Raw genomic sequence first — 18222 nt, forward strand, 5'->3', positions numbered from 1 at the left:
TTATGTCTGAACAAGGTTTTACACAACACACAGGCATTGCTGCGCCGCTTGATCAGGCCAATGTCGATACCGACCAAATTATTCCAAAACAGTTTCTAACTGGCGTAACACGTGCTGGCTACGGCAAACATTTGTTTCACGACTGGCGTTATTTGGATTTAGAAGAGAAAGAGCCAAACCCAGCGTTTTCGCTTAATAAGCCTGAGTACAAAGGTGCGAGTCTGTTGCTAGCTCGCGAAAACTTTGGTTGTGGTTCAAGCCGGGAACACGCGCCGTGGGCACTTGCCGACTTTGGGTTCAAAACGGTTATTGCCACCAGCTTTGCTGATATTTTTTACGGCAACTGCATTAATAATCAGCTAGTGCCTGTGGCATTATCAAGCGAGCAAATGGACGCTTTGTTTGCTGCAGTGAAGGCAGACCCAGCAACTAAGATCACCGTTGATCTTCCAGCGCAAACAGTAAGTTTTAACGATACAAGCTTCAGCTTCGATATTGCTGAGCATCACAAAAACAACCTTATTAAAGGCTTAGATGCTATCGGTCAAACGCTTGAACTCACAAGTGCTATAGAAGCCTTCGAAGATAAACAGCCCGCGTGGTTGTAAAAGCGTGGGGCTTTAGCGCTTAACAAAGCCCTAGCATAACACATGGGTGCTGTCGCGAGATGGCACCCTGTTCATTTCTCTCATCTATGCCTTCACCTTAACTTCGTATCAAGACGCCTAGTACCAAACCGCATGGAGAATATCAGTTCACCTGATTTGAACTATAAGCAACTTCTAGGCACATTTACACGTCACGCGTTTTCTCATACACGTCACACGTTTTCTCACGAATTCGTTAATCCTATATTCGCCGACTCTAGCTATAATAAAGACTAGTAAACTCCTCACTTTTTTCACTGAAATATCGTACTATTCGTTTCTATTGTAATTGAAGGCTATGGCAACGTTGTGCCTCACAGGAGAGATAATGCTAGAACAGGTACCCATTGATGGTTTGCAGCCAGGAATGTACGTCAATCAAGTACTTGAACAAACAGGTTCACTTAAAATGCGCTCTAAAGGCATTGTGAAAACCCAAGCCATTATTGATAGTCTAAAATCGAAAGGTATTTTAAGCGTCGAAGTAGATCTTGCGAAATCTAAGCTGCCCGAGCCAGCTGTGCCACCCGAGCCAGCTAAAGAAAAAGAGCCTGTAGTGACTAAACCGGTTGTTAGGTCAGTGGGTCGTGATTCAATTAACGAAGCCAACGAGCTTTACAGCAGCGCAATTGCCATTCAAAGCGGCTTTTTAAAGTCACTTAAAAATGGGACGGTAAAAGATTTGTCTCCCTTGGAGTCGCTGTCGCAAAGCCTGATCGAAAGTATATTTGATAATAAAGATGCGCTGAGCTGCCTGACTATGATCAAGGATACCGACCAGTACCTTCTTGAGCACAGTATTAATTGCAGTGTACTAAGCGGCATTTTCTGTGAGTTTCTTGGCTATGACAGAGATACCACAGACCAAGTGAGTTTAGGTGCCCTATTAATGGATATCGGCATGTCTTTGCTGCCAGATGAAATTCGCAATAACACAGGGGAATTTTCCAGTGATGATTGGGAAGTGATGAAAACCCACGTTGAAATTGGTGCAAACCTAGTTGAACAGTGTGGCGATATTTCTGACCTATCGCTACGCATCATTGAAGAGCACCACGAGCGCGTTGATGGAAGCGGCTACCCGAGAGGATTGGTTGGTGACGAAATCTCAGAGTTCGCGCGTATTGCTGCCATTGTGGATGCTTACGATGCCTTGACATCTAACCGTACTCACAAAAACAGTATCACGCCTACTCAAGCGCTAAAGCGACTAACTGCGACAGAGAACTTAGACCAAGAATTGGTAAAACAATTTATCCAGTGTATTGGCGTGCACCCTGTTGGCTCCTTGGTGAGGTTAAAGAGCGGTAAATTAGGTATTGTTAGCAAAATCAACCCAAAAGACCCCGTAAGCCCTCACGTTATGACCTTTTACAGCGTTACGTCGCAGCACTTCAATGAAGTTAAGCGCGTTGATTTAAGTCAGTACGACGATGAGATTGTGTCAGGCGTTCGCCCCGAAGAGTTTAGTTTGAACTTGCCAAAATTCTTTAAAGACGTTTTCATCAATCAGATGCCGCTGTAGAAAACACAGTTTAACCAGCGAAAAGGCCAGCTACTAGAGCTGGCCTAAAAACTGTCAACCTAGCTTAGGACGGGTCTCTTGTTAGTGTTTTTTGAACTAACAAATAGTAATTACCAATCGGTTAATGCTGCCATAGTAAAAATCTCATCTTCGAAAGCAAGCACCACACGTTGCGCTTCAATATTGACGATTTGCACTCTATCAGCAATCCAGTCGCCCTCACCTATTTGACGGCCATTGACTCTAACCCACCTATCGGCAGGACGAGACGCATACATATGCGCGCTAAAGTTCATGGTAGGAAGTCGTGTTAACAAGCGAACGGGTAACTGATCTACACGGGGTAATTCGTCTTTAACCGTCACCCTTGTTTGCGCTTCGGCAGGTGTATTATCCTCCGCCTTTGAGTCTAGCGCTTCAACGGCAGCATTAAAACGGGCCATGAGTTCTGGTGACACGGATACGTCAGATTGAGACGCAGCTTCATTTAATACTTTCCCTTCATAATTCCCTGAAGTCTCAGTTTGTCTTGTATCCATTGAAGAGCTACGCTCATATCCACTACTTGGCTCGGCGCCAGAACGTTGGGACACGTCGTTATTGTAGCGATTCTGAGTACCTGTTGGGTTTGTATTTGTGATCGGGTTTGTATTTGGAACTGCACCTAAATCAGTATTTTGCGTTGCAGCTAAGTTGCCAACAGACTGGTTATTTACCATAGCGCTCGCTTGCGTGCCTTGCTGAGCTGCACCGCCGTTACTAACGTTGGCATTTACCGCTGTGTTAGCAGTTTCATTTAAACCTGCGCTTTGCCCACTTCCCTGAATGTTAGAAGATACCTGTTCACTTTTGTTGCTTGAAGCGCCTGGTGCTTCATTACTACTTTGCGTGGTGGTAAGCGCTGAAGCGCCTCCGCTTGCTTCAACCTGTGAAACTGAGCTTTCAGAGTCTGCCACCGGTACAGAAGCGGGTGCAGTTAGCATTGGCCACCAGCGTTTTGCCGTAGCGGCGGAAAAGCCAATGCATAAACCACCAAGAATAACGACGGCAAAAAGCGCAACTTGCTTGGTGTAAAGCTTCCATGCTGACGGAAGCCCTTCTACTGTGGGTAAAAACAAGCTTCGATTAAACTGCTCGTTAAGGGATTTATCAAATTTGGCGGTAGTGTCGTGCTCGCCCCGAAGCAAAGCTTGGGTCTGAGTTCTATGATGAACTGTCGGCGCTATTTCCACGGTTTGCTCAGGATCTATTTCTACCTCTTGCACGCCCATTTCAGACAAGCCCTGCACCATAGCATCGCTTGTCACTAAACCCGACTTTCTAATTTTAACTGGCCCATTTTGCTTGGTAATTTGAACAATCACCATACCGGGCATTAAATTTTCAATGGCAACGATATTAGACATACAAACTCCCTAACCCGTAGCCGAATATGATGGCCAAAACAAACGCCGATGCGAGATACCATTTACGCTGGCTTTGCACGCGCTGACTGACAACATCTTCACCTAGAATTTGCTCTGCCGCGGCCAAGAATATAGGCTTTTGCACAACCGCATGCTGCTTAGTAAAAGATAAGGTTAACGCTCGGTCGCACAGCAAATTAATTACCCTTGGAATCCCACCAGTAATTTGATGCACCGCACGCAATGTAGACTTACTGAAAATACTGATATCACCTTCAGCCACGCTTAAGCGGTGTGCTATGTAAGCACTAACTTCAGGCGCAGTTAAGGGCAGCAGATGATAACGAGCGGTAATGCGTTGAGCCAGCTGACGTAATTCGTTACGCTTTAACAACTGCTGTAATTCAGGCTGACCTATCAATACCACCTTTAACAGCTTTTCACGATTCGTTTCTAGGTTGGTCAATAAACGAAGTTGTTCTAGTACTTCGGGCAACAGATGCTGCGCTTCATCAACCATTAGTACCGTATTCATGCCTGACTGATGATTCTCTGCTAACTTGGACAAAATCAAATCGGTGAAATACTTAAGGCTTGCTTTTTCAGGTGTATAAGCCAAGCCTAGCTCATCACAAACCGTTGCTAACAGCTCAAGGGCGGATAAGGTAGGATTCAAAATCATGGCTACCTGCGTATTATCGGGTAGCTGCTGCAACAGTTTTCTCGATACCGTTGTTTTTCCCGTGCCCACTTCTCCGGTGAGCATTACAAAACCACCGCTTTCTCTGAGGCCAAAGGTCAAATGGGCCAAAGCCTCTTTGTGCCTTGGGCTCATATACAAATAATCGGGGTTAGGCGCAATCGAAAAAGGATTGTCATTTAACCCGAAGTAGTTCAAATACATGGTTGCTGAAGCGCCTATCTGTTTTAATTTTTAACGACGATTAAACTACCAGACGCAACCTTGAAGTGAAAGCGCATAACGATGTGGCTACGAATTTTATTTGTAACATTGCTATACTGCGCCTCTGTTACCTTGGGAAGGTTGATTTTCGTTACACGTCAAAAGTCGATATATTCCCAATCTAAAAAGTATTACTGACTAAAAAATCGTTGGAAGAGCATGCAAATATATCTCGTTGGTGGCGCAGTGCGTGACGCACTGTTAAACAGAAAGGTTGTTGAACGCGACTATGTCGTGGTGGGCGCCACGCCGGAAGAAATGCTCAGCCAAGGTTTTACCCAAGTAGGCAAAGACTTCCCTGTTTTTTTACACCCTAAAACACAGGAAGAATACGCACTTGCACGTACAGAACGTAAGTCAGGAAAAGGTTACACCGGTTTTGTATGCGATGCGTCGAGCTCGGTCACGTTAGAAGAAGATTTGTTACGCAGGGACCTTACCGTTAACGCGATAGCGCAAGACAACCTTGGAAACCTTATCGACCCCTATGGTGGTAAAAAAGATTTAGAAAACCGCCTACTTCGCCACGTATCTGAAGCCTTTAGTGAAGACCCTTTACGCGTATTTCGCGTTGCTCGGTTTGCCACCCGCTATGCTTATTTGGGGTTTACTATCGCCACTGAAACCATGGCTCTTATGCAGTCTATGGCGCAAAGCGGCGAGCTAAGCACGCTAAGTGCAGAGCGGGTATGGCAAGAAACAAAGCGCAGTCTTTTAGAGAAAACACCGCATGTTTTTTTCACTGTATTAAACCAAGCCCATGGCCTCAATGACTGGTTTACTGAGCTTGAAAGAAACGTAGATACTGCTCTGGAAACGTTAAAAACGGCGGTAGCACTAGAAAAGGCTGAAAACGAAAGCGTTGTTAAATACACGGGTTCAGAAACCCCATTACCTGAAAGTAGCGATTCAGAAACCGCTAGGCTGATAACAAGGTTTACTGCCCTGCTCACTCACCTCAGTGAGGAAGAAGCGAAACAGTTATGCAGTCGGCTTAAAGTGCAAAACCAAGTTAGTGAAATCGTCAGCCTTGCCTGCAAATTCAAAGGCTTTCTTTTGAACGCGCAAAACTCGCCCGCCGATTTACTTGCCTTGTTCAATAGCTGTGATGCGTGGCGTAGAGAGGAACGTTTCACATTATTACTTAGCGCTTTTGCGCCTTATGCTCATAACAAGGGCGTAGATTGGCAACACCAACAAAAGCGCATTGAAAATGCATTAGCAGCCGCCAACCAAGTGAACGTGCAAGATATCATTGCCACCGGCGTTAAAGGCCCTGAAATAAAAGACGCGCTTAACCGAGCAAAGCTATCCGCTGTTGCCTCGATTACTGATTAGATTAGATGTCCTCTTTCCCTGATATTGTAGGTAACCTCAAACCACAATGTATATTTACCTACGGTGTGCGAATTTAACGCCAGTTTTTCTCAATGTTTTGGTATAGCAATGCTACAATACGCCCCATTCATTTAGAGCGTTTTTTATACTATGACTTTCGAAGAACTCGAATTAGACGAAGCACTGTGTCACGCAGCTGCCGATATGGGGTTTGAAACTCCAACTAGCATTCAAGAACTGGTTATCCCGCATGCGTTGGATGGACGAGATATCTTGGCCTCTGCTCCTACAGGTACTGGTAAAACAGCCGCTTTCTTATTGCCTGCATGCCAGTTTTTACTTGATTATCCGCGCAGACAGCCTGGTGCTACACGTATTTTGATCCTAACGCCTACCCGCGAGTTAGCGCTACAGGTTTACGAACAAGCCCTAGCCATAACAAAGCATACACAAATTGTGTGCGGGGTAATAACCGGTGGTATTAACTACGGTACCGATAAAGAAACCTTAAGCAAGAATCTCGATATTCTTGTGGCCACGCCAGGTCGTTTGCTTGAGCATATCGAAAAAGAAGCCGCAGATTGCCGTGATATCGAGTGTTTAATTCTTGATGAAGCTGACCGCATGTTGGATATGGGTTTCTCAACGGTAGTTAACCAAATTGCTGCCGAAGCGCGCTGGCGCAAGCAAAACCTATTGTTCTCTGCCACGCTTGAAGGCAAAGGCGTTAAGACTTTCGCTCATGATATTCTTAACAATCCTGAAGTGATTGAAGCGAACCCATCGCGCAAAGAGAAGAACAAAATTCATCAGTGGTATCACCTTGCTGACGACATGAATCACAAGCAAGCATTGCTGGTGAATATTTTGAAGCAAGAAACAACGACGTCAGCGGTTGTGTTTGTGAAAACCCGCGAACGCCTGCAAATGCTTAAGGACTTCTTAGCCTCGAAAGATATTCCAGTGTGCTGGCTACAGGGTGAAATGCCACAAGACAAACGTATTGCAGCGCTAGCCCGTTTCAAAAGTGGTGAAGTACCTATCTTGCTGGCAACGGATGTTGCTGCCCGCGGTATTGATGTGCCTAACGTGAGCCATGTTATTAACTTCGACATGCCGCGCAAAGCCGACGTTTATGTTCACCGCATTGGCAGAACCGGCCGCGCTGGCGCCAAAGGTACTGCAATATCTTTGGTTGAGGCCCACGATTTTGACATGGTAGCCAAAACCGCACGTTACATGGGCGAACCACTTAAAGCTCGCGTTATTGACGAGCTACGCCCCAAAAACAAAACGCCTAAAATTGGCCCGAAAAAGAAAAAAGTAAAGGCCAAAGACAAAGCCAAGGCAAAAGCTAAGCCTAAAAAGAAAAAGTAAAACTCGAGCACGTAGAGGGTGAGCGATGCGATGGCCGAAGGTTGGGAGTGGCTTTCGCAAACACGCGGTAAACACATCCATGTGCGCTCCGCTGCCGCATCCCTGCGGCAGAGGGTTTGCTCAAACCACTCCCAACCTTCGTCCTGAATAACCTAAAGTAACCCGATGAATGTGCTCGAGCTTATTTCAGGAGCAAAGAAAAAACGAGGAGTCTGGCACAATGAAATTCCCAGAAAAAATTGTTTTAGCCACAGGTAATCAAGGCAAGGTGCGAGAGTTTGCATCCTTATTTGCAGATTACGGCGTAGACGTTGTGGCGCAAAAAGAATTAGGTGTATCTGATGTGCCTGAAACAGGTACAACATTCGTTGAAAATGCCATTATTAAAGCGCGTCATGCGGCACAAGTAACAGGCCTCCCTGCTATTGCTGACGACTCAGGTTTAGTAGTCGACGCCCTTGGCGGTGCACCCGGTATCTATTCAGCCCGCTATGCTGGCGCTGATGCAACTGATGACACCAATATCGACAAGCTATTAGCTGCCCTAGATGGCGAAACCCAGCGTAAAGCGCATTTCTTCTGTACATTAGTGTTTATGCGCCATGCTGACGACCCAGTACCATTAGTTAGCCAAGGTAAATGGCAAGGCGAAATTTTAACTGCTCGCTCTGGTAACGACGGTTTTGGTTACGACCCGGTATTTCACGTGCCAACTCATGGCTGCACTGCGGCAGAATTGGAGAAAGCCGAAAAAAACCGTATTAGCCATCGCGGCAACGCCTTAGCGATTTTGCTTGATAATATGAGAGCGACTTTTGCGTAATCCACCGCTTAGCCTTTATATCCACATTCCTTGGTGTGTTCAAAAGTGTCCGTACTGTGATTTTAACTCTCACGGGCTTAAATCTGATTTACCCGAGAAAGAATATGTGGCGCACCTGCTGGACGATTTAGCCATTGATGCCAAACGCATTGGCGACCGCCCTGTCGAGACAATCTTTATAGGCGGTGGCACGCCCAGTTTGTTTTCGAGCGAAGCCATGGCTGACATCTTAAGCGGCGTTAAACAGCGGGTTAATTTAAGCGACACTGCTGAAATCACTATGGAAGCCAATCCAGGTACCGTTGAGGCAGGTAAGTTTGCGGGCTTTTATCAGGCAGGCGTAAACCGAATATCGGTGGGCATTCAGAGTTTCCAGCCTAAGCATTTAAAAGTGCTAGGCCGTATCCACGATGAGAGCCAAGCTGAAAATGCGGTAAAACAAGCACACAGCGCAGGGCTACCTACGTTTAATTTAGATCTCATGCATGGTCTACCTGAACAAAGCGTAGAGAATGCTATGGCAGATTTGAAGCAAGGCATTGAGCTCACGCCTTACCACTTGTCGTGGTACCAGCTTACCATCGAGCCAAACACGCCTTTCTATTCAAAGCCGCCAGAACTGCCAGACGACGACATCCTGTGGGAAATACAGGAAAAAGGCCACAGCCTCTTAGAGCGTGCAGGCTATCACCAGTACGAAATTTCAGGCTACGCCAAAGCTGGGCACCAATGCCGCCATAACCTGAATTACTGGCGTTTTGGCGATTACTTAGGTATTGGATGCGGTGCGCACGGGAAGATTACCGATGCCGCTAACGGCACAATTCATCGTACCGTTAAAGTGAAGCATCCAAGAGGCTATATGGAAATGAGCCGCCCGTATTTAGATACGCAAACGCTGGTTAGTGCAGACGACCTACCGTTTGAGTTTTTTATGAATAGGTTTCGTTTAGTTGAGCCTTGCCCGATGAGTGATTTTAGTGACTTCACAGGTACTGAGTTAACGGATGACGTTAAACGCGCACTGTCTGATGCTCATCACCAAGGGCTGCTTTCTATTTCAGGTAGTCACTGGCAGGTAACTGCTAAAGGACGTAGATATCTCAATTCTCTACTGTCGTGTTTCGTGTAATCTTGCCCTTTTGAGTCAACCAAAAAGTTAGATCAAAAAAGCCTGCTCACGCAGGCTTTTCTGTCTTAATCTGTCTTTAACCAAAATTAGTACACGTATTACTTATTTCAACTAGTTCTCACTCTTATCATGTCGCGTAATGATATTGTAAGGCTTGAAAGCAGGCACACTTGCTCGAAGGTTTTCTTCCGCTATATCTAAGCGTTTGAGCTTTTCACAAAACCACTCTGCCTTTTTACGCAATGTCGTAGCTTTATCACCTACATCAAGGTGCTCACCCACATTATTAAGCTGACGAGTAATTTCCGCTACTTTCTCTTGATTTACTTCGCCACTTCCAGTGTTGATACCACTGATCGCCGATAATATACCGCCTACTGAGGTAGAAATTGCTTCCTCAAGCTGTGCTTCAATTTCACTATCCACGAATTCATCAACGCTTTCCAGTGATCCAGGGCCGATAAAATAATGATTACTGGCATGCCTGAATTTATCTTTCACGCGGTTTTGAACACGCTTCATAGCAGCATTCAAACGCTCATAGCTGTCGTGATCACTGCCTACTAAGCCTAGGTAAACATGCTCAATGGTATCAATAGCTAAATCTACACCTTCGGTGGCCAAAATAATCATTTTTGGTACTACATAGTGTAACCCTGAAGAATACTCTTCTAGCCACTGCCGTTCTTGCTCATTCAAGGTTTGCCAACGTCCACCTACAAAAAGCTGGTTTTGGTCATTAATCTGGACTACGGTGCGGGTTTTATCCATTACGCGAAGCTGTTCGTTATTAACGGCAATACCGTAAGCAAAATCGATATTACAGGTATATTCAGCCTGCGCCGATGTGCTAAGTCCAGCGAATAAACAAATTGTAAAAAGGGCAGCCTTAAGGCTCGATATCATTTTCATACCAACATTGTGGCTAGCTTACTGGGAAATAAAAAGCCATCATGAGTCTAACGTGCTAAAAATCAGGTTGAACATGTCGATATTATCAATCTACTCAAAACGCTGGTTGATACTAGGGCCTGTAGACTTTTGTTATTCACCAAAGGTCAACGATGGAATGGTCTCCCCCCTCAAACGGCATCGCAATGTGCCAAACTTGGAATTGAACAATCAAGTTAACAAGGTGAGGAGACCCAAATGGATATTACAACGATTGGGCTGGATTTAGCAAAAAGTGTGAGTCATGTGGTGTGCTGTAATCAGGCAGGCAAGATTGTGCGAAAAAAAATGTTGAGACGAACTCAGATACTGCATTTTTTTAGTGAGCTACCACCCTGTTTGGTGGGGGTTGAGTCATGTGCCAGTGCGCATTATTGGGCAAGAGAAATAGCGAAGTATGGGCATCAGGTAAAACAAATCGCACCACAGCATGTAAAAGCGTATGTGCGAGGTAATAAGACGGACTTTAATGATGCGCTGGCGATAGCAGAAGCGGTAGTGCGCCCCGAGATGCGGTTTGTGCGAACGAAAACGCAAACCCAACAAGATATTCAGGCATTACACGTGATGCGTAAGAAATGTGAGCGGGATAGAACCGCCAACAGTAATGAAATACGGGGATTGCTCAATGAGTACGGAATAATTCTTCCGGTGGGCATAAGTCATGTCTATAAATCACTGCCTAAATTATTTGACCGGCAGGTGGAAAATGGTTTGAGTGAATTGTTCAAAGAACTGTTAGAGCGACACTATCAAAAGCTTGTAGAGCTGGATGAGCACCTGGACTGGTATACAAAGAAAATTAAACAACTAAGCCAACACGAAGCTTGTAGACGGCTACAAAGTATTCCCGGAGTTGGTCCAATTATAGCCAGTGCGCTTTATCAACATATCGGCAATGGCAGTGAGTTTAAGAATGGTCGGGCAGTTTCAGCATCACTGGGGCTGGTACCCAAACAACATAGCTCAGGGGGCAAGCATAATTTACAAGGGATTAGTAAGCGTGGAGATAGCTATCTAAGAACCTTACTCATTCATGGTGCCAGGGCTGTCATGCGAGTGAGTAAACATAAAGAGACGCCATTGTCTCAATGGATAAAGCGAATAGAGCAAACGCGGGGGAGAAACAAAGCCGCGGTTGCACTGGCTAACAAGTTGGCCCGAATAGCTTGGGCACTATTAGCACAAGGTGGCGATTATCAGCCTGAGTTGACAACCGCTTAAGTTGATAATGAACCAGTTCACTCCCAAGGATTGCTGAATAAACATAACGTGATGACAATACGGTTAAACCGACATATCGAAAACCTGATAGGGCCTGTGGATTTTAATCCGTGTCAACGATAAGGACGATATGGGCGAAGTTCATCGAGGCTCGAAGTGAAAATACTTCAACGAGAAGCCGGATATACGGACGCAAACCATTTTAGTCAAAACAGCATGTTTACTCTTGCAATAATGGGGGAGACCATATACAGGCTCTAAGCAAGAGTGTCGATTTTCTTTAAAATTGACGTTCAAACCAAAAAAACAAAGCACGCATTATAGAGCGTGCTTTGTTGATAAAAAGTCTAAGGGTCAGATACTAGACGAAAGACTAATACGAAGCGGTGTAGATCTTTATCTACACCTATTCGTTGGTGTAGGTGCGCACCAGTCGAACGTAAATGAAACGGTCTTTCTCTTTAATCGAATGGCTCGCATTAAAGAACGCAACAACCCAGGCTCTGTCTGGATCATCTGCCGAAGGGGTAGAAGTCCAAAAATCATCCGGAGGCGTAGCTGGGAAAAGGGAGCTATTAATCGCCGGGCGTACGCAGTCGCGTTCCGTTAAGGTGGCCAACTCTTTAACGTTGGGCAAGCGCCATCCTAGCAGGTCTTCGTTACTCGCCTGCTGCGCAAGTTGTAGCGCCTGCTGCCACGTATACTTCACCGCTTCACCACTGCATGTTGAGCCGTCCCAAGTTTGCCCTTCGGAACATCGTCTCCATACTAAATCTGTGGTGGTATCCAACAAAGTACTGGTAGTCACTGCTTCAAAATTATCGTTGGGCGTGGTTTCTAGTCCGTCAGACAGACACTCTTGGGCGAAAGCTGAAAGCGATGCACTAGCAAGCAACGTCGAGGTTGCAACCATTTTGAGTGTAGTTAGCACTGCGCTTTTTAGTACGCGTTGAGCGGATTTATTAACTTTATTGCTCATGACTATCTCCCTGCTCTTACAAGACGAACACGCGCCGCTGATGACTTATTAAGAAAGTTATCGACACCTGAATCAAAATCCAATGCCCATGCATTTTGTGCATCATCACTGTTTACCCCATCAGCACTTGGCACTGAGGTCCAATACCATAGGGGCTCGGTAGAGACTGCACCGGTGTTAGGGAAGTAATCTTCATCAATGGCCACGTCGTCGGCAATGCCTAAATGCATTAACGAAAAGAGTTCATGGTGAGTAGGTAGCCGCCAGTCGTAAAAACCACACAGCCCCTGTGCGTTAACCGCCTGTACATATGCAGAGGTATTACAGCTGGTTAATAAGCACGTTGCATTCGCGCCTGTCTGGTCGCCCTCAAAACCGCCATTTACCTCTTCGCTGTACCAAGAATAGGTGTAGTCTTTATCTTGAAATGCCCCATCGTCAGTTTTAACTTCCCACACCAATCCGGTGACATTGTCACGAACACACGACCACGTATCTGCGCTGGCGTCTTGTTCGTCGCCATTGGCATTTAAACGGGTAAAGTCGAAGCCAGCTTTACCACGCCCAGCTTTTTCAATTAAGCCATTCTGTTCAATAATATCAGCTCCGCGTTGTCCGTCTTGGCCAGGAAAATCATTTTGCTGCGCCTCTGTTAACGCATTATTAGTGGCTTGCTGCAAAAATCCCGTGTCGTTCAATAGCGGCGTCGGCATGGGGCGTATTCTAACGTTAATGGTGTCTTCAACACTGTTGTTGTTAGCGTCTGTTACAGTAAGTGTATAGGCCACCACAGTCGCGGTGGATACGGAAGGGGCAATAGCAAACGTAGATAGTGCATCGTTGTCATCTACTGGGCGAGCTGCCACTCCGGTGTTTGTCCCATTGTTAGATGTAACGTTGTTACTGCGCTCCCAAGAATAAGTAAGCGGTAAAGCACTGGGAATACTGGTGCTTGCTTCACCATCCAAAATAACCACCTCACCACTGAAAACGCCTTGCGAGAAGCCTGCATCAACCACAGGCAGTGTCTCGGTTTCAGACTGCACTGAGATTGTCACTGTGTCTACGTCGGTTGCACCTTCGCTATCAGTTACTTCAAGTTGAAAAGTGAGTTCCTGAGACTCGTTAGCGATAGGCGTAGTAATTGTTAAGGTAGAAAGGTTCGTTTCCACCCCCGTAATAACGTTAGTGCCGCTGGTTTGAGACCAAACATAATCGGCAATTTCGCCATCGGACGTAGATGAGTCAGTATCGCTGCTTCCCGTGCCATCAAAAATAATTTCAACACCGCCTGGGAAAGTATTTGCTGGAAGGCCTTCCCACGCAGGCACATCAATACTTGCTTCCGGCGCTATGTTTACCGGCGCAACAGTAATTACCGTGAAGTCACTAGCCGTATTACCGCTTTGATCGTTTACCGAGACGGTAAGCGTGTATTCAGTGGCGCTATTAACTAACGGCGCGACGAAACTCGCTGCAGAAGCGCTGGTGTCTTCATGTGTAATGGTCAGCGATGGAGAAGCGCTCCAGTTGTACGTGTACGTGCCATCACCACCACTCACTTGTGCACTTAGTGAATAGATCACGCCTTCCGTTACGGTAGCGTTAGCGCCTGCATTAACAACTAAGTTGCCATTGCCAGATCCCCCACCACTAGAGTCACCATCTCCGCCTCCGCCACCACCGCAGGCTGCTAGAATGAAAGCACCACCAATAACTGCAAGCCCGCGTATTACGGTGCGAGGAAGGTAGCTTGAAAATGAAGACGAACTTGATTGCATACGTACTCCCATCGCACTCTGTGCCGCTGTTCTATGCTCAGTGCGAGTAAAAACTTGATGTAGATAGAACCGCAAGATAAACAATATACTCTCACGGGTTACACGTAGCGGTTATAAGAAGGTTTTCTTTGCTCTATCTGATTGTGAGCTTGCTTCTTGCGCTTCAGACACTGTTACTTGTAGCGCTTCTAGCTGCTTTTTACCTACCGCTACATCAGTCATGTCGTAAATCATCATACTGATAAAATCCACCTTACCCGTCGCAGAAGTAAGAGGAGAAAGTGTAATGTTTTGGTACATGAATGACTCACTACCTGTAATCGGCCGGTAGTTTGGAAACTTGAACAAATAAGGGCGTTGTTCCCATGTCATAAAGGCACGGGTTTTTAGGTCGAAAACGGGCTTAGCTTTCTTAATAAACCAGTCTTTTTTGATTGCGGGAAATAACGAAAATAACGTTTTGTCTCTTACTTCACTCGGCAAAAGCCCACTGTGACTTTCCATAAAACCGTTCCACACTTGCACGGTGAAGTTGCGGTCTAGTACGACAATGCCAACGTCTACCGTTTGAAGCATGTCCATCATCCAGTGAAATTCTTGTAACTCATCTAAATGCTGGCTCATTAAAAATCCTCCAACAAGTGGGCGAGTTTAGAATTCATCATTTTCATAGACTCTTCCGTGAACAACAAAATCAAATCACACTGAACATTGTAGCCTTCCAAGCCATAGCTAAGCTCAATCGCCAAGGTTCGCTTCCACTTTATTTGGTTCATGCTGATAATTTCAGTGATGGCACGATGTTGACCAAGTACAATGGGATGACCTTGGCTGAAGTTAATGTCCATTTGATGGGCCAGTCCTGTTAAACAGGTGCCAATCAAAATACTCGCAGCATCCATAAGCAGCTCTAACTGAAGCTGGTCGTCAACTTCGCCTTCTACATTGAGTATTTTAGCCACGTCGTCAAAGCTTGAGTCGCTCAAAATACACAACGCCTCACCACTAACACCTGGCCCTAAGAAGCCTTGGCATACCGCAGTAACTTGCTCATGGCTCTCAATATCAGAAAGCATCATGTGAAGTTCAGACACTTCAATTAAATTAACGTTGGGAATAGGCAGTTCAACAAACACGTTCATGGTGCGGGCTAAATGATCCCCCGCTTGCCCCATGGCTATGTTAGTGATTTCTTGGTAACAATCGCGAATTTCAGGGTCTAGCGGTGAAACTTCTTCCGGCTCTTCCTCTTCAACATGAAGAATGTTGAATTTATCTAGTACCTCGGCCAGCTTCTTAGGATCCACCGGCTTTCGAATAAAGTCCAAAGCGCCAAGCGATGTCACTCTTTCATGAGCTTCAGGCTGAATATCACCAGACACAACAATAACTTTGGTTTTAAGACCTTGTTTCTGAATTGCTTCTAATGTGCCGTACCCATCTAAAACGGGCATATTGAGGTCGAGCAATAGAAGATCGCCCTTTCCTTCAGCGAGAGCCGATAGAGCATCTTGACCATTCTTCGCAAAATGTACGGCCACTTCCCAATCTTGAGGAAGGCATTTAGCCACTTGCTTGCGCGCAACTAACGAGTCGTCACATACGAGTACAGAAAACATTAAGTTCTTTTACCACCTAGCTTTTGAAACCAGCTACCGCCGGTATTTTCTAGCAATTTCAATTGTATCGGCACAACTACTGTGAACTGAAGTAACGATTTGAGTTAACTTACACTTCGCAGTAACCCGGTTACTTTTTGTTTGAATAGATACCATATATATAGTGATACGAAACACCTCACTAAGAAATAGCACTTTTGGGGAATATTGCCAGCACGTTTTTACTCACAAACATCACGGCGCGTTGATTCTTTGCTACGCGTTTTTACAGCAGCTTGTGCACCTTTTAGTCAAGGCGGGTGATTGCAGGCTTGGTCAGACTAAATCACAGCGAATAGATAGAACGCCAAGATACGAGAAAAGCTATCAAATAAAGAAACCAAAAATGACAGGGAGTGCCAACGCAGTAAATATACCATTTACACAAAGACCTAGAGTCGCCATCGCCGCCACGTCTTCCCCCATTTGAATAGCTTTGGCTGTACCAATTGCGTGGGCCACCGTGCCCATAGCAATACCTTGCGCCTGTCGATTTTGTACATTGAGGATCGCAAACACACCAGTAGCCACAATGGCTCCAACTACACCCGTCACAATGACAAAAACGGCAGCCAATGCGGGAATGCCGCCAACCTGTGCACTCGACTCCATAGCAAGGGGCGTGGTGATTGATTTAGCTAACATGGTAATTTGTATTGCACGCGGTGCATCTAGTGCAAACAAAGTAAGCCACGCGGTGAAAGGCGCGAGTATGCCACCAAAAGCAATACTCGCCATTAACCGCCAGCCGTAGTGCTTTAGCTTTTGCCATTGTCTGTAAATGGGTAGTGCTAATGCCACAGTGATAGGCCCTAGCAACCAATGCAACAAAGAAGCCGCCTGTTGATACTCAGTAACCCCTGTTTCAGTTAAATAAAGGCCAGCTGACACAATCAGCGCGGTAACGACAATGGGATGCGCTAGCGGGTGACCTTTGCATTTTTTGTTTACCCAAAGAGCAATAATGTAGCCAATTATTGAAACGCTAAGCCACAATAACCCCGTTAAGCTAAATGCTTGATGTAGAGCCTCCTTCATTCTTGCTTTCCACCCTTGCTTGCCACATCTGAGCCGCTGCCGCTTTTGCTGTTAAACAATTGCTGCGAAAACCAAGCGGTTATCCCTAAACTTATCGAGGTCGTTACAATAATCGCGATAGCAATGGCAAGTGCATTGGACTGAATGTCAGCCCAATAAATAGATACGCCAAGTACGGCTGGAATAAACAGTAAGGACATATGCTTCAAGGGAAAAGTAACAAAGCGCGCCGTGTGAACCTCAAGCTGAGGAAAAAGAAAAAGCATCGCGAGTAAAAGAAACAAGCCCATTAATGGCCCTGGAATAGGAAGGGTACTCACACTAACGACAACTAGCCCAAGATAATAAGCAGCAAATACTAAAACTGCGCCCACTATCATGTTTCTTACATCTCGCACTATCGCTCCTTATTAGGCCTTGCAGGTCCTAGTACTTATTCCCAAAATTCAGTGAGTAAGTGTAACGATAAGCGAGTTAGACCACCAGCAGTACCATGGTCGTATAGTAGAATGTTGCACTGAAATGCGCTTTGACGTTCAGTCTGTCAGCCAAAACTGATAGTAATACTTGTGAGTAATCTTGAACGCTTCGCCACCTTGCATGACAACTCGCTGCTGATTGAGTTTTTGCTCCAGGTGCGCGATATGTTTTGCGTTGACCGCCACAGAGCGGTTACAGCGTTTAAAATTCTGCTCTCCCAAACGCTTAAGTAATTCACACAAGGTTGTGCGGACAACGTAGCTTTCTGATAGCGTTTGAACACACATGTAGTCACCTGCAGCTTCAATCCATTTAATCTCTGCTGGATTTAAACAACACCACCCGTTTTCAGCGCGTATCCCTACAACATTTGGCTGAACACTTTTGTTCAATTGCTGGCGCAATGTAGCTAAAAGCGCAGGTTCAGACACCCCATATTGTTCACAAAGTCCCTTCACCAGCATATTGAATTGAAAGTCCCGTTCATAAAAATGGTACTTGGTTTTGACATGCTCTATAGCGTTTAATACTTGGGGTTCTTCAAGTGGTGATTTAACAAATCCTGACGCGTTATGAGAAAAGGCTAACAGCGCTTCTTCGTCTTTGTTTCCTACTGCAAGCCAATACCGTGATGCAAGGTTTCGACTTGACTGAGAGACTGAATAGAAACCGATGGACTGAGGATATTTCTCTGCTAAGGCAAGACAATGGCCTACCGATTGCGCGCCATAAACGTGACTGAATACGTCTAGCTTTTCTAGCATTTCGCAAAGTGAGTTTTGCATAGAAACAGAGTGTAAAAAAACCAGTGCGATCATCTGCGATCCCTTGCAAGTGCAAGCAGTAATAGCTGTCAGCGTTATTTATCCCAGTCTTAATAAGTGATGGGATGTAGACAG

At 45.6% G+C, this 18222-nt stretch carries 17 protein-coding genes; 7 read left to right on the forward strand and 10 right to left on the reverse strand.

The genetic code is table 11. The features are described 5' to 3' along the window. Positions 1-2 precede the first annotated feature (2 nt). Positions 3-608, forward strand: a complete 606-nt coding sequence (gene leuD / locus QME20_RS08780) for a 3-isopropylmalate dehydratase small subunit (RefSeq protein ID WP_281715799.1) — start codon at positions 3-5, stop codon at positions 606-608. Positions 609-975: 367 nt separating this feature from the next. Continuing rightward, on the forward strand, positions 976-2172 hold the full coding sequence (locus tag QME20_RS08785) for an HD-GYP domain-containing protein (RefSeq protein WP_281715800.1): 1197 nt from the start codon (positions 976-978) through the stop codon (positions 2170-2172). 110 nt (positions 2173-2282) lie between these two features. Here the strand turns inward: QME20_RS08785 and QME20_RS08790 are convergent, their stop codons facing one another. Both QME20_RS08790 and QME20_RS08795 read right to left on the reverse strand, forming a co-directional pair. Beyond that, positions 2283-3578: a general secretion pathway protein GspB gene (locus tag QME20_RS08790; protein WP_281715801.1), complete on the reverse strand. Its 1296-nt coding sequence runs from the start codon at positions 3576-3578 to the stop codon at positions 2283-2285. Beyond that, positions 3571-4482: an AAA family ATPase gene (locus QME20_RS08795; RefSeq protein ID WP_014948480.1), complete on the reverse strand. Its 912-nt coding sequence runs from the start codon at positions 4480-4482 to the stop codon at positions 3571-3573. Before QME20_RS08795 ends, QME20_RS08790 begins: the two co-directional genes overlap by 8 nt. A 219-nt stretch (positions 4483-4701) precedes the next feature. On the opposite strand from QME20_RS08795, the gene QME20_RS08800 reads away from it, so the two are divergent. From QME20_RS08800 to hemW, 4 genes are all read left to right on the forward strand, one after another. Next, positions 4702-5880, forward strand: a complete 1179-nt coding sequence (locus QME20_RS08800; protein ID WP_168532566.1) for a CCA tRNA nucleotidyltransferase — start codon at positions 4702-4704, stop codon at positions 5878-5880. A 150-nt stretch (positions 5881-6030) separates the two neighbouring features. Further along, the gene (gene srmB, locus QME20_RS08805) at positions 6031-7257 is read left to right on the forward strand and encodes an ATP-dependent RNA helicase SrmB (RefSeq protein ID WP_014948476.1); all 1227 of its coding nucleotides are present in this window, start codon (positions 6031-6033) and stop codon (positions 7255-7257) included. 220 nt (positions 7258-7477) lie between these two features. Continuing rightward, positions 7478-8080 (forward strand): XTP/dITP diphosphatase, encoded by a 603-nt coding sequence (locus QME20_RS08810; RefSeq protein WP_014948475.1) that lies wholly within the window; start codon positions 7478-7480, stop codon positions 8078-8080. Continuing rightward, positions 8073-9212 carry a radical SAM family heme chaperone HemW gene (gene hemW / locus QME20_RS08815; protein WP_281715802.1) on the forward strand — a complete coding sequence of 380 codons (1140 nt, stop codon included), beginning with the start codon at positions 8073-8075 and terminating at the stop codon, positions 9210-9212. Before QME20_RS08810 ends, hemW begins: the two co-directional genes overlap by 8 nt. Before the next feature lie 111 nt (positions 9213-9323). On the opposite strand, the gene QME20_RS08820 is transcribed toward hemW, so the two are convergent. Next, complete coding sequence (locus QME20_RS08820) at positions 9324-10118, reverse strand: YggN family protein (protein WP_014978492.1); 795 nt, start codon at positions 10116-10118, stop codon at positions 9324-9326. 243 nt (positions 10119-10361) lie between these two features. Between QME20_RS08820 and QME20_RS08825 the strand changes: the two genes are divergently transcribed. Then, positions 10362-11387, forward strand: coding sequence for an IS110 family transposase (locus tag QME20_RS08825; RefSeq protein WP_014978185.1), 1026 nt, complete (start codon positions 10362-10364; stop codon positions 11385-11387). Between the two features lie 406 nt (positions 11388-11793). Here QME20_RS08825 and QME20_RS08830 read toward each other — a convergent pair whose 3' ends face one another. The 7 genes from QME20_RS08830 to QME20_RS08860 form a co-directional block, all read right to left on the reverse strand. Then, positions 11794-12366 carry a DUF1566 domain-containing protein gene (locus QME20_RS08830; protein ID WP_080986373.1) on the reverse strand — a complete coding sequence of 191 codons (573 nt, stop codon included), beginning with the start codon at positions 12364-12366 and terminating at the stop codon, positions 11794-11796. Between the two features lie 2 nt (positions 12367-12368). After that, positions 12369-14147, reverse strand: coding sequence for a DUF1566 domain-containing protein (locus tag QME20_RS08835; RefSeq protein WP_281715803.1), 1779 nt, complete (start codon positions 14145-14147; stop codon positions 12369-12371). Between the two features lie 111 nt (positions 14148-14258). Beyond that, on the reverse strand, positions 14259-14771 hold the full coding sequence (locus tag QME20_RS08840) for a PAS domain-containing protein (protein WP_239300001.1): 513 nt from the start codon (positions 14769-14771) through the stop codon (positions 14259-14261). Next, positions 14771-15766, reverse strand: a complete 996-nt coding sequence (locus QME20_RS08845) for a response regulator (RefSeq protein ID WP_014975809.1) — start codon at positions 15764-15766, stop codon at positions 14771-14773. Before QME20_RS08845 ends, QME20_RS08840 begins: the two co-directional genes overlap by 1 nt. Before the next feature lie 366 nt (positions 15767-16132). Beyond that, positions 16133-16843, reverse strand: a complete 711-nt coding sequence (locus QME20_RS08850; RefSeq protein ID WP_049585942.1) for an LrgB family protein — start codon at positions 16841-16843, stop codon at positions 16133-16135. Then, a complete protein-coding gene (locus tag QME20_RS08855; protein ID WP_239220363.1) occupies positions 16840-17241 on the reverse strand; it encodes a CidA/LrgA family protein in 402 nt (133 codons plus the stop codon). The genes QME20_RS08850 and QME20_RS08855 overlap by 4 nt, the downstream gene beginning before the upstream one ends. Positions 17242-17379: 138 nt before the next feature. Then, positions 17380-18141 carry a LytTR family DNA-binding domain-containing protein gene (locus QME20_RS08860; protein ID WP_014978485.1) on the reverse strand — a complete coding sequence of 254 codons (762 nt, stop codon included), beginning with the start codon at positions 18139-18141 and terminating at the stop codon, positions 17380-17382. Positions 18142-18222: the final 81 nt, after the last annotated feature.

It is taken from the genome of Alteromonas sp. CyTr2, assembly GCF_947311905.1.
In the GTDB taxonomy this organism is placed as follows: Bacteria; Pseudomonadota; Gammaproteobacteria; order Enterobacterales; family Alteromonadaceae; genus Alteromonas; species Alteromonas macleodii.